Below are 13192 nucleotides of genomic sequence, written 5' to 3'. Positions count from 1 at the left end.
TAGACATTATTCTAAGTTATTTATTCATTAAAAAAAGTGTCCGAAAGCACTGTGAACGCGCGCTTTCAGACACCTCCCTTATAGCCAAGCTTCAAAGAAATTCGCTTAGCTGTGTCGATGACACTGTTTGCTAATGTTTGAATATGTTCATCGGAGACATTGAAGCTTACAAAGTCAATGGTTACAACACCTTCAATTTCATTAAATCCATTATAAACAACAGCGGAAACAGCTGATGTTCCTTTTGTAAATTCTCCATGACTGACAGCAAAGCCCTTTGCCTTTATTTGCATAAGCTGTTTTTTAAGTTGTTCTATCTCTTTCGGTGTGACAAGCTGGCTTAAAATCTCTGTTACTTCTTCATCTGACATTGCAGCGAGTAAAGCTTTATTACCTGAACCAATATGCATTGGAATCCGAATACCTAATGGATCATAGATGCGAATAGGGTTAGTAATATTGTCAATTCGTTCGATGATTATTGTATCTGTGCCTGACATTTTGCTTAAGTATACACTTTCTCCAACTTCCTTTGATAGACGCTGTAGCTCAGGTCGGATGACATTAATAAAATCCTGGGAATCATATATTTGCAAACCGATTTCCATCCAAATTGTCCCGATATGATAGTGTTTTGTTTGTTTATTTTGTTCCACCATACCTTGCTGAATCATTGCTTGTAAAATTCTGTGCAAGGTACTAATTGGCAAATCACATTTTTGAGCTAAATCAGAAATGGATAAACCGTTATGTGTATCAGAGGACATAAGTGCTTTGGCTATTTTTACACATCTTTCTAATAATTGCATAATATTAACAACACCTTTTCGTTTTACTAGATTGCTATTAATTTTACATTAACGAATAGGAAGGCGCCACAAGCTTTGCGGTGAGCTTTCAGTAAAAAAATATTCGTTTAGCGTATCTAAAAGAATCAGAATATATTGACATTATAATCGTTAACGATTATATTTCATAGTATATTATTTCCGTTTAGCAGAAATGATTTCCGTCAAGCGGAAAAAGGGGTGAAATGATTTAGTAATGTATACATCATTAGAATATGTAATTATAGTTACTGTCTGTAGATGTGGGTAAAAAAGAAATGATGAATGGTAGCAGTGGAAAGGGAGAAAAATGATGAGTCAGTATTTTTGGAATACACCAGAGAAATTACGCGCATTATTATGTGAAGTTGTTGGATGGGATAGTCGAACGTTAACAGAGGGCGAGAACAAATTTGCATATAAGCTGCGTGATAAGTTACAGATGTTGCCCTATTTTCAAGAGCATTCTGAATATATTGAGTTACATGATGCCGGTCTCGGTCGTAATGCGGTTACTGCATTCTATAAGCATCCGACAGCGACAGAAACAATCGTACTAATTAGCCATTTCGATACAGTGCATACAGAGGAATACGGTGAATTAGAACCACTTGCCTTTTTCCCTGAGGAGCTGACAGAAAAGCTAAAGGAACCAAAATACTTTAATGATTTGCCAGAAGTGGTTAAAGCGGATTTACAATCAGGTAATTATTTATTCGGTCGCGGCACGATGGATATGAAAATGGGCTTAGCTTTGCATATGCAATTAATTGAAAAAGCAAGCAATGAAAATTGGCCGATCAATCTACTTTTAACGGCTGTACCGGATGAGGAAGTAAACTCTGCTGGGATGCGAGCAGCCGTAGTGGAATTAGTGAGATTACGTAAACAATATGGTTTAACATATAAATTATTTTTGAATAGTGAGCCATCCTTCTCACAAAATCCTACAGATATTAAAGAGTATATGTATTCAGGAACGATTGGGAAAATTATGCCAGCCGCTTTATTCTATGGTAAGGAAACACATGCAGGTGAACCTTTGAAAGGTATGACAGCAAGCTTTATAGCCTCCTATATGACACAGCATATGGAATGGAATCCTATTTTCCGTGAGAGTGATTTAGGGGAACAAACACCTTTACCTGTTTCGCTTCAATTGAAGGATTTAAAGATGGAATATTCAACACAAACACCGTACCGTGCAGCCGCTCTTTATAATGTGTTTTTATTAAAGCGTACAGCGACGGAAATTATGGACTTATTTGAGCAAGTAGCTAATGAGGCAATGGCAGCTTGTAACGCACATTATGAAAACATTTGTAAACGTGAGCAAGTGAACGGGGTAGGCGCTGTGAAAGTACTTCGTTATGAAACATTGTTACAATACGCAATTCAAAAATTAGGTGAAGCTGAAATCGCTTCTATTAAAGCACAAGTTGTTAAAAATGACCAGTTAGATGACCGAGAGAAATCAATTCGCATTGTCGACCAATTAATGATTCGTTGTCAAGAGCTAGCACCGGCAACTGTTATTTTATATGCACCGCCTTATTATCCAGCAATTAATTCATCGGACCATCCACTTGTAAAGGATGCAATTCAGTTAGTGAAGAAAACGGCGAAAACTTTCGACATTGAAATTGAACAAATCCATTATTTTAATGGCATATGTGATTTAAGTTACGTTAATTATTCTGATATATCTGGGGACTGGACAGCGTTTGAAAAGAATACGCCGGTTTGGGGAGAAACATACAGTATTCCGTTTGAAGAGATGGCGACTTTACAAAGCCCTGTATTAAATGTAGGACCATTTGGTAAGGATGCTCATCAAAAAACGGAAAGATTGCATGTTGACAGCGCATTTAAAGAAATGCCTGTAATTATTGAAACATTAGTAAAAAGCCTCATTTAGTTTGTGAAAGTTAGGAATATAAGTAAGCGGTTTCATTTGATTTTGTAATATGGGTATGTAAGTCGGAGGGGAAGCTATGAATGCAGTAATAGATAATCTACCTAAGCTTTTAGAAGGATTAAAGTACACAATTTATTATTCGGTAGTTTCAATTATTTTAGCGGTCATTATCGGATTAGTTGTTGCCGTAATGAAACTATCAAAATCTAAAGTGTTAAAAACAAGTGCCTCAGTTTATGTAGAAATTTTTCGTTCTACACCATTATTAGTACAATTATTTTTTATTGTTTTTGGTTTAGCAGGTATTTTGCCAATGAGCGAGTGGTTTGGACAAAGGTCGTATCCAGTTGTAGCTGCAACGTTAACACTTGCTTTGCATCAAGGAGCTTATATTTCCGAAATTATTCGCGCAGGGATTTTAAGTGTTAATAAGGGGCAAAGGGAAGCATCGGAAAGTATAGGGATGAGCGAATTTCAAATTATGCGTTTTATCATCTTACCACAAGCTTTCAAACGAATGATTCCACCTTTAGTGAATCAATCTGCTCAAGCGATTAAAGATACTTCGTTATTAGCACCAATCGGAATTATCGATTTAGTGTATAGAGGGCAAATTATTATTTCGACAACATTTGAGCCTTTTGCCATTTGGGTAGCGATAGGAATCATTTATTTTGTAGTGATATTTAGTGTATCCCAGTTTGCGGGTTACCTTGAGAGGAGAATGAAACTTGATACGCGTTGAGAATTTATATAAATCATATGGTGATTTGGAGATTTTAAAAGGTATTGATGCACATATCCAACCTCAAGAAGTAGTCGTAGTAATTGGCCCTTCTGGAAGTGGAAAAAGCACATTTTTAAGATGTCTCAATGGCTTAGAAAAATCGAATAAAGGAAAGATAGAAATTGTTGGAATGGAGTTAACGAACCCGAAAACAAATATTCAGCAGTTAAGACAGCATGTAGGCATGTGTTTTCAACAATTTAATCTATTTGAGCATTTAACGATATTGGAAAATATAACAATAGGTCCGATTCAAGTATTGAAGAAAACGAAAGCAGAAGCAGAGAGCCATGCGCGAGAATTACTAAAAAAAGTAGGCTTACCTGATAAGGAGAAACATTATCCACACCAATTGTCAGGAGGGCAACAACAACGTGTTGCAATTGCCAGATCTTTAGCGATGCAGCCAAAAGTAATGCTATTTGACGAGCCTACATCCGCGCTAGACCCAGAAATGGTTGGTGAAGTATTAAAAGTAATGGGTGACTTAGCGCGTGAAGGAATGACAATGGTTATTGTCACACATGAAATGGGCTTTGCACGTGAAGTAGGGGACCGCGTATTGTTTATGGACGGTGGTTATTTAGTTGAAGAAGGCACACCTAGTGAGATTTTTAATAATCCGAGAGAAAAACGTACACAAGACTTTTTATCAAAAGTTTTGTGACAGATGTAAAGTTTTTTAGTTGAAGAAATCGTTAAATCCAATAACTATATGATTTCTATTATAAAAGGAGGTGTGTACTTAAATAATTTAAAGTAGCAAAGAGTAGCTAGCAAAACATAATCATGTATTTACCGTTTTAAAAATTGAAACATTGTTAAGCATTTGTGCAAGTCAAAATTTTATTAATAATAGGGGGATATTTATGAGAAAGATAGCATTATTATTATCAGTTTTAATTGTTGGTGTATTAGCAGCATGTGGTGGGGAGAAATCAGAGGGCGGGACAGGTAGCTCTGATAAACTTGTGGTACAAGTAGGGACAAGTCCTACTTATCCACCTTTTGAAAGTGATGTGAATGGCGAGCTAGTTGGTTTTGATATTGGCTTAATCAAAAAAATCGCTGAGGAAGAAGGGTTCGAAGTAGAGTTTTCTACAATGCAATTTGATGGGCTTGTACCAGCATTAATTGCAGGTCAAATCGATGTAGTAGTTGGTGCAATTACAATTACAGATAAACGTTTAGAGAGCGTTGCTTTTTCTAATGCATACTATAAATCGGGATTATCTATTTTAGCAAAACCAAGTTCAGGCATTACAGGCTTTGATGATTTAAAAGGAAAATTAGTAGGTATCCAAAAGGGTACGTCATCTTATAATTATTTAATTGCAAATGGTATTGAAGACAACAATATTAAGCAATATTCAGATATTAGCACGACGTATAGCGCATTAGATACAGGTGGAATTGATGCAGTTTTATATGACAACCCTTCTAATATTAACTATATTACGACACAAACAACAGATGCGGAAATCGTAGGTGATATTTTAGCAGGTGAATACTACGGTATTGCAATTAATAAGAAGAAAACAGAGCTAATCGAAAAAATCAATGCAGGATTAGCTAAATTACAAGAAAATGGCGAATACGAAAAGCTGTTTGATGAGTACTTAAATGGTGAAAAGAACGGCCTTATTGAAGGCGTAGCAAAGCCTGAGGATGTAGTAATTAAAGTTCAATAAAAATATAAGTGCCAGGCACGCAAACAATTCAGAATTGTTTGCGTGCCTGGCACCTTAATGCTGAGGTTTTTTCCAGAAAATCGTAATGATAACCCCGATGCCTAGAACTAATACCGCAAAATAATATGGATAGTTTAAATCAATATCAAACAAACGGCCGCCAATAATTGGGCCAAAAATATTTGCAAGGCTCGTAAACATAGAATTCATCCCACCTACAAAGCCTTGTTCATTACCCGCAATTTTTGATAAATAGGCAGTGACAGCAGGTCGAATTAAATCAAATCCAACAAACACTAAAAACGTTGTGATTAAAATGGCCATATAAGAGCTGACTGTCGTCATGACGAATACAAGAATTGTCGAGAAAACTAGCGAATAGCGAATAACTGCAATCTCACCTAAACGCTTTGTCAACCGATCGAATAATGCTACTTGCGCAACTGCACCAACGATTGCACCACCTGTAATAACGATAGCAATATCCTTTGGTGTAAAGCTAAACTTATGGTCAACAAAAAGGCTAAATAATGACTCGAAAGCAGCTAAGCCGAATGAAGAAATAAAAATAATTAGAAAGGCGATTAAATACATTGGTACGAAAATGCGGCGTAAACCTGATTTTTGTTCCTCTACTTCCTCTGCCTGCACTTCCTCAGCTCGCGTAGGTTCCATTAATAATAACATCGAGCAAATCGCTGCAACTACGCCTAAAACACCTGCAGCATAGAAAGGCATCCTTGTACTGATTTCAGCTAAAAATCCACCGATACCCGGTCCAATAATAAATCCTGTGCTAATAGCTGCTGACATATAACCTAAAGCTTTCGCGCGTGTAGCCATTGTGGTAATATCCGCAATAAATGCTGTTACAGCCGGCATAATAAAGGCTGCACTAACGCCGCCGAGCATACGAGATATAAAAAGAACGGAGACAGTTGTTCCAATACCGAATAAAAACTCAGAGAATCCGAAAATAAATAAACCGATAACAATCATAATTTTACGACCGTATCGGTCTACCCATTTACCTGCGATAGGTGAGATAACGAGTTGTGTAATAGCGAAGGCAGCAACCATATAGCCGACAACTTTGCCGTTTATATTTAATTCATTCATAATCGTTGGAAGAACGGGAATGACGAGGCCTATACCTAGGAATGCGATAAAAAGATTTGCTAATAAAATACTTAAGGTGACTTTTGAATTTTTCTCAAACATAAAAACTTCTCCTACTATAAAATTATGCTATATACAGAGTAAACCCTATAGTAACTATAGGGTCAATGATTTTGTTTTATTTTAATAATTGTTTACATTAAAATAGTTTTAGTTACATAATCTCGAAAGGGTGATGGTGATGAAATTATTGCTTATAAGGCATGGGCAATCTCAAGCAGATCTATTAGAAGTTCACGAAGGAAGGGCAGATTTTCCATTGACAGAGCTAGGCATAGAACAAGCAACGAAGCTAGCTAATCATATCGCAGCGCATTATAAGATAGAAGCGATTATCACAAGCCCGTTGCAAAGGGCGTATCAAACAGCAGATATTATTAGAGAATATTGTCCTTGCGAGTTAATCACAGTAGAGCATTTAATGGAATATAATAATGGCGTATTAGCAGGAATGTCGCGCAAGGAGGCCTTAATAAAATATCCATTGCCAGAGGGTGGACGACCAATGCATATAGCAATTGAAGGTGGAGAATCGCAATTACAATTTCGATATCGCATGGAGTACGTATGGCAGTCGATTTTACATAATTATGGGCATTTACAGCAAATTGCAATTGTTGCACATGGTGGTACATTACAGCATTTATTGAATGTATTGTTAGGCAAAACGCTCGAGCAGCAATGCTTTTTCGATACGGGTGATACAGGGCTCCACGTGATTGAATTACGAGATGGCAAGAAGTATGTTAGTTGTTTGAATTCACAGGCACATTTAACGTCTTTCAGTGGGTGTTCAAACACACGTTGAATCATAGGAACTCAGTCCAAGAACATCGCCACCTGCGATAACGACTGAGTGACCGACATCGTGTCCTCCAGCGGATGTCACAGGTTTTGAGCAGAGTCGGGAAAGAGGGCGTCTTTCCCGATATTCCTAAACAACGGTAGATTTCCTTCTATTATACCAACGACCAAATAACAAGATAAGCAAGGCTAATGTGACAACAGCTCCAGCAAAGAGTAAGGGCGCTTTATAACTAGCATAGTGCGCCTCAAATTTGCTTGCTAAAATAGGTCCAATAATTTGTCCAAATGCATAAAACGTCGTAAGCACCGAAACAACTGTGCCACTTTGTGAGGGGAATAGCTGACGTGCATAGCCTGTTGACATGGAAACGAGTCCCACGAAAGTCATCCCAAATAAGAAGGCAGATAGTAGCACACTCCATACTGTTTGCGAAAGAACAGGTAGGATGATGCCGAAAATTTGCAAAATGTAAGCAATTGCCATAGCCTTTACTGGCGAAAGCCTTGACATCAATGAAACCCAAAGCGGTGCAGATGGGACGGCAGCTAATCCTGCAACAACCCAGCTATAGCCTGCATATGCACGCAAGCTATCAATATTGTAAATAATATCGACTAGAAACGTCCCGGTAATAATATAGCCTAAGCCTTCTAAACCGTAAGCAATAATGAGCCAGGGCATAAAACCTCGCCATATATTTGTATCATTTGTTTTAGCCGTCTTTTCATTATTATGTACAGTTAAATTACGCCATAAGACAGTCGTTGTTATCACAAGCAACGCTGATATAATGCCGAGTCCGACCCATGTACCTTGCCATGCAACAATACTTTCTAAATAGGGCACGACAAGTCCAGAAATAGCAATGCCAAGCCCAATTCCACTAAAGATGAAGCCTGACCAGCGAGTTAAAACATGTGCAGCCAAGTAATCCATGACAATACTGGAGGTTAGGACGAAAATAAAGCCGCCTGTTAAACCCGCAATAAAGCGTAAAATTAGCCAGGGGATTAAAGATTGTGTCAGTCCCATAGCAATAATGGAAAGCACGTTTAAAACGATATTTGTCATTAAAAAGGCTCTTTTACGTTTATAAATAAAGCCTGCCCCAAGTGAGCCAAGGAAATAGCCTATATAATTGCTCGATGCAAGCCAACCACCAATCTTTAGCGAGAAGCCTTCATCCTCACGCATAAATGGCAAAATAGGTGTAAAAGCAAAGCGACTAATTCCCATTGCGACAACTAAAAGTAAAATCCCGCCAAATACAATTCCAATATGCTGCCTCGTCATAAAATCCCCTCACAATGTCTGAATAATAAATAAATTTATTATACCGATAAAATTTATATTAATAAATAGCGATAGGATTTTTAAATTTTTCTTAATAAAAAAATCCATGATTTCATCATTTCAGAGGAATCACAGATATTGAAAGGTGTTTTTCAGTCATTGATTATAAATATTTTTTGCTATTACGATGGAAGTCACGTTGAAAAATATACATACGGTACGCATCGTGATAAGAGCCAGCAGTAAAAAACTCCTCCTTCAGCTCGCCTTCAATTTCAAAGCCCGCCTTTTGGTAAATATGAATGGCCTTTTCGTTTTGTTTGTCGACGATTAAATAGAGCTTATGCAAATTAAGGATGTTGAAAGCATAGCGCATCGCTAATACAGTAACTGAATATGCATAACCCTTGCCTTGGCAATTAGGGTCAATAATAATTTGAAATTCTGCATTGCGGTGAATTAAGTCAATTTCGACCAATTCAACTAAGCCAAGTATTTCTTCATCCTTTTGGATAATGAAGCGTCTTTCACTTTGCTTATGAATATGCTTCTCGAATAAATCCTGTAACTCTACAAATGACTCATAAGGCTCCTCAAACCAATACGACATAATTCTAGAGTCGTTATTAAGCTTGTGCACATATTTTAAATCCTCTCGTTCTAATGGTCTTAATTTAATACGATTGTCCATCAAATAATACGCCTCCGAAAACTAATAATTATTTAGCATGTCTGCAATAATGAAAATTCTTTTCAAGCGTGTTGATTAGTCTTTATTTTACAAAGAAAGCCCAGGGATTCGTTGATTTCAGCTCGAGGTTAACACGAGGTTGGTCACGGAGGCGTTGCCACAGGATGTGGTGACCTTAGCCTCCCTACCTTTAATCACGATGGAATCGCCCCCTGCGCTCCAATCAACGAATGCATGCTTAATAAATGGCGGTTCCTCTAAATAATACTCGCTAATTAATAGACAATATTTATATAATCAACACGCTTAGATTCTTTTTTAACTAGTTTATCATGATTAAGCAGGAAATTCCTAGTTTTCAGTAGCGAATATGAATCGGGACAAACCTCAGAGAAATCAGATTTTTGAGAGCTGCTTACTGATAGAACCTAAAATCGCTTGGATTTCATTTTTCACGTCAAAAAAGACCACCGTTATTGAGTAGTCTTGTGGTAACACATTATTTATTACAAATTTTTATCCCAATACCTCTTGGAGCAGTTTAAATCGTTATTTTTCAAAACTTCTATGTACTTCAAAACGCTGATGTATCAACGTTTTGAAAGAAAAGCCACATTGCCGTAAATATATAGAAAGTTTTAAACCACACTTCTCAAAGTGGGTGTCCGCATGAGCATTCCTGTTTATCCTTAGGTCAAAGGAGCTAAGGCTCGCCATTCCAGCTCGGATATAAAACTCCCTGTTACTGTATAAAGGTTAAAACTTAATATTAATACGTACAACGTAGCTTGATTCTTATTGTAGTGCAACTATTAAATGAGTGCAAGTAAGTGTGTTTACACAAATTTGTCAAATGATAACGTATGGAAATTAATACAAATGTTCTGAATGATACTTTAACAGCTCAGCAATTTTATTCGTCAAAAAACCATCAAATGGGAATTCTTGATTGCTAATCACTTTTAAGAGCTCCTTAGTAGTGCTTAAAGCTTTTTCTTTTATTTCTACGGAGTAACGATATTTTATTGAATTTTCTTCAAATTCATCTTGATCGACGACCATCCACTCGCTATTTGGTTTTTTCACAATATCAATATCTAAATCAATAAAATGAATTTCATTATTAATAATCATTGGGGTTTCGCCAATATTGCAATAGTATTCAAATTCACCATTTTTATGTATATCTACATGGGCGGTATAGCAACAATCAAAAGGGAAAAAGTCCAAAGAATAAGTATCAAACTCAAAGATTTTATTTCTTGAATGATGAATTAATTTTCTACCGGGAGTTGAAAATAATGCAATATAGTTGTCGTTTGAATCAATGACTGTTGCTTCCCATTCATAATGCAGTTGTTGGTTGTATTTAAAAGTTTTCACTTTCATTTTTTCCATACTTGTATCACTCATTTTCTATATATTAGTATAAAGATGAATTATAGAGTTGAGGTGGGCTGTTCCCAAAATTGAATTTCTCCTCAGCACAGTGAAAAATAAGCTTCTCGCTTATTTTAAATTCAAAAGAAAGCTACTAAACACACTGTTCATTTCAATTTCAAAGAAACCATTTCTATTTTAATTAGTTATTCCTCTGATGAAACAACATTGAAAACGTCCCAAAAGCAGTGCATTGCTTGCTTCTGGAACGTCCCAAAAATTATCCCTTCTGCACCGTAACAAGCGATTTCAATGCACTATTTAAGGCTTGTACACGATTTGTAATATCGCTCATCGTTTGCAGCATTTGATTTTCGTCCTCGACAGCTTGGACAATCGCGCTCGTTGAGATAGCATTTTGGGTAGTCATTTCATTGAGCTTTTCCACCTGCTGCTGAATGGTATTAAATTGCGCGACGGCGCTTGTTAATTCCCCCATACCGCGCGTTAAATCTTCATTGCTTTGTGAGAAGGAGTCTTTTAAACGATTTAAAAACTCGCCAACTTCTTTTAGGGATTGTTCTCCATGTTGTAAAGCCTGTTCTCCTTCCCGTGAGCGCTGCTGTGCCTCAGTTGATTTAGCGAAAAGACTTTCTGTTACTTGTGTAATATTAATCGTAATCGAAGCACTTTCTTCCGCCAGCTTGCGTACTTCATCTGCGACAATGGCAAAGCCTTTTCCATGTTCACCAGCACGTGCAGCCTCGATTGCTGCGTTAAGTGCGAGTAGATTTGTTTGTTCGGCGATATGCTGAATTCCTAATAAGAGCTGATTAACTATTTGTAAGCTACTTTGAAGCTCATTAACCGTATCAGCAGTAGCATGCATGGCACTGCTCATGATGGATATTTGCCCCATTGAATCTTGCATTTTCCCCCAGCCTATAACGACCTCTTGTTGTATATTTGTTGATTGGGCAACAGTATCTTTAGAGATTTCCAGCGTATCCCCTACAAAATGCATAGAATCGTTCATTGCATTACGAATAAATTGTAAGCTTGCGGCCTCCTGTTGCGTGCTTGCTGAAATGGATTCAGAAGCAGAAAGTATGTACTGGCTGCTATGTGCAATTTGCTCCATTGTTTGCTGGAACTGTGTTACATGCTCATCAAGAACTTGTGTGCTTGACTCAATTTCCTGAAATGTACTTTGGAGCTGTTGGAAGGAATGTTGCACTTCCTGTTGTTGCTGCTTCGCATGATTTATTAATGCATTGCCCCATCTAGTAATTAAGTAAAAAGCGATAATGACCCCATTCAAAATTGAAAATAATGTTATAAAAATGATAAATGAATTAAATGACCCTAATAAATTTTCAGGCTTTAAAATATAAATGACGATAATAGCAATGTTAACAATTATACCAAAAGCGACAATTAGACTGCTTTTAAAATAAAGTGCAATAATCGCGACTGTACATATTAAAATATAATGTTTATTTAGTGAAAATTGGTCAACTAAAAATAATGTAAAGACAATTGCAGTAGGGATCATACCGAAAATAAAGCCTTTAACATAGGGCTTTATTGGTAAAAAATAATTAATAGCTGCCAATGCAATAACGATTAGGCCGACTACTAAAAACAAAATCCCTCTTGAAATGATTAGAGGTCCACAAATAAGGATGGCTAAAGCTGTAATAATGGCTAAATTTACACGATGTACTTTTTGTGTATCATATTGAATTTTAAGCTCCATAAAACCCCTCCAAAATGAATGATGATTCATTCGATTATACTAAAAGAATTAGCCTATGTCATTACATCAAATATAGAATATATACAAAATAAAAAGTCTTCCTCATGATTTTAGGAAAACTTTAGTTTAAAGCTTATTTAAAATTTCATGTGTGAGCGTAGCGACATCAATATGCGTATCCTCCTGCATTGCATCCTTTAAAATTTCTGTGCGGAAATATTGCACTGTTGCATTTAATGGAATTAAAAGTAGCTTCGCTAATGCATTTTGATACATATGGACAAACTCGGTATCTGTATTACCACGCTTTAATTCGGCAAAGGCCTCATAAAACTGATCAAGCTTATCTGCAAATTCCAATAAACGACCTTCGATTGTTGCATCCTTTCCTTCCTTCATGCGTTCGAAAAAGACATCTTGGAAATCGGGGGGGATTTCTTCCCGAATAAATTTCTCCATCATCTTTTCTTCAACATGTGCAAGCATTTCTTTTAGTTCGGGAGAGGCGTGTTTAACGGGTGTTTTAATATCACCGATGAATACTTCTGCAAAGTCATGATTAATTGTTTTTTCATATAAAGCTTTCCAATCGATTACATTGCCAGCGCGTTCCTCTAAAGTAGCGAAAAACATTGCATACTGTGATACCTTCCAAGAGTGTGCAGCTACATTGTGTTCCTCGAACTTAAAGCGTCCAGGGCAGCGGATAATGCGCTCCAAATCATTTAAGCTTGTGAAAAAACGATGAATACCTATAACAATCACTCCGTTTCTAGTTAATGTTGAGAAGGCTTGTCATAAGGGAGGAATGAACAAGCATTCTCACTTACAGCATACTTTAATTTATACCCAAAAAGCA

The 13192-nt window shown here is 36.8% G+C and carries 12 protein-coding genes and 1 other RNA gene; 5 read left to right on the top strand and 8 right to left on the bottom strand.

The features are described from left to right. Nucleotides 1-65 precede the first annotated feature (65 nt). A complete protein-coding gene (locus MHH70_RS09835) occupies nucleotides 66-809 on the bottom strand; it encodes an IclR family transcriptional regulator (protein ID WP_107941895.1) in 744 nt (247 codons plus the stop codon). A 331-nt stretch (nucleotides 810-1140) separates the two neighbouring features. Between MHH70_RS09835 and MHH70_RS09830 the strand changes: the two genes are divergently transcribed. From MHH70_RS09830 to MHH70_RS09815, 4 genes are all read left to right on the top strand, one after another. Next, nucleotides 1141-2745, top strand: coding sequence for a M20/M25/M40 family metallo-hydrolase (locus MHH70_RS09830; RefSeq protein WP_342473189.1), 1605 nt, complete (start codon nucleotides 1141-1143; stop codon nucleotides 2743-2745). Nucleotides 2746-2821: 76 nt separating this feature from the next. Next, nucleotides 2822-3490 carry an amino acid ABC transporter permease gene (locus MHH70_RS09825; RefSeq protein WP_107941899.1) on the top strand — a complete coding sequence of 223 codons (669 nt, stop codon included), beginning with the start codon at nucleotides 2822-2824 and terminating at the stop codon, nucleotides 3488-3490. Beyond that, nucleotides 3477-4199, top strand: a complete 723-nt coding sequence (locus MHH70_RS09820) for an amino acid ABC transporter ATP-binding protein (protein ID WP_342471400.1) — start codon at nucleotides 3477-3479, stop codon at nucleotides 4197-4199. Before MHH70_RS09825 ends, MHH70_RS09820 begins: the two co-directional genes overlap by 14 nt. Before the next feature lie 202 nt (nucleotides 4200-4401). Further along, nucleotides 4402-5223 (top strand): basic amino acid ABC transporter substrate-binding protein, encoded by an 822-nt coding sequence (locus MHH70_RS09815; RefSeq protein ID WP_342471399.1) that lies wholly within the window; start codon nucleotides 4402-4404, stop codon nucleotides 5221-5223. Nucleotides 5224-5277: 54 nt separating this feature from the next. Here the strand turns inward: MHH70_RS09815 and norA are convergent, their stop codons facing one another. Further along, nucleotides 5278-6444, bottom strand: coding sequence for a multidrug efflux MFS transporter NorA (gene norA / locus MHH70_RS09810; RefSeq protein ID WP_342471398.1), 1167 nt, complete (start codon nucleotides 6442-6444; stop codon nucleotides 5278-5280). Between the two features lie 139 nt (nucleotides 6445-6583). On the opposite strand from norA, the gene MHH70_RS09805 reads away from it, so the two are divergent. After that, a complete protein-coding gene (locus MHH70_RS09805) occupies nucleotides 6584-7210 on the top strand; it encodes a histidine phosphatase family protein (RefSeq protein ID WP_342471397.1) in 627 nt (208 codons plus the stop codon). Between the two features lie 126 nt (nucleotides 7211-7336). On the opposite strand, the gene MHH70_RS09800 is transcribed toward MHH70_RS09805, so the two are convergent. The 6 genes from MHH70_RS09800 to MHH70_RS09775 all read right to left on the bottom strand — a co-directional run bounded on the left by MHH70_RS09800 (nucleotide 7337) and on the right by MHH70_RS09775 (nucleotide 13098). Next, nucleotides 7337-8503 carry a YbfB/YjiJ family MFS transporter gene (locus MHH70_RS09800; protein WP_342471396.1) on the bottom strand — a complete coding sequence of 389 codons (1167 nt, stop codon included), beginning with the start codon at nucleotides 8501-8503 and terminating at the stop codon, nucleotides 7337-7339. A 163-nt stretch (nucleotides 8504-8666) separates the two neighbouring features. After that, entirely contained in the window at nucleotides 8667-9194 is a 528-nt protein-coding gene (gene speG / locus MHH70_RS09795; RefSeq protein ID WP_107941910.1) for a spermidine N1-acetyltransferase, read from the bottom strand. 603 nt (nucleotides 9195-9797) lie between these two features. After that, nucleotides 9798-9987: non-coding RNA, 6S RNA (gene ssrS, locus MHH70_RS09790), on the bottom strand. A gap of 77 nt (nucleotides 9988-10064) precedes the next feature. After that, nucleotides 10065-10592, bottom strand: a complete 528-nt coding sequence (locus tag MHH70_RS09785) for a DUF402 domain-containing protein (protein WP_161956358.1) — start codon at nucleotides 10590-10592, stop codon at nucleotides 10065-10067. A gap of 262 nt (nucleotides 10593-10854) precedes the next feature. Then, entirely contained in the window at nucleotides 10855-12333 is a 1479-nt protein-coding gene (locus tag MHH70_RS09780) for a methyl-accepting chemotaxis protein (protein WP_342471395.1), read from the bottom strand. Nucleotides 12334-12459: 126 nt separating this feature from the next. Beyond that, nucleotides 12460-13098 carry a YfbR-like 5'-deoxynucleotidase gene (locus MHH70_RS09775; protein WP_201261879.1) on the bottom strand — a complete coding sequence of 213 codons (639 nt, stop codon included), beginning with the start codon at nucleotides 13096-13098 and terminating at the stop codon, nucleotides 12460-12462. Between the last annotated feature and the right edge of the window lie 94 nt (nucleotides 13099-13192).

The organism is Metasolibacillus sp. FSL H7-0170 (assembly GCF_038593115.1).
GTDB lineage: Bacteria > Bacillota > Bacilli > Bacillales_A > Planococcaceae > Metasolibacillus > Metasolibacillus fluoroglycofenilyticus.
The sequence above is the reverse complement of the archived record's forward strand: the minus strand, read 5'-3'. Positions and strand labels throughout refer to the sequence as shown.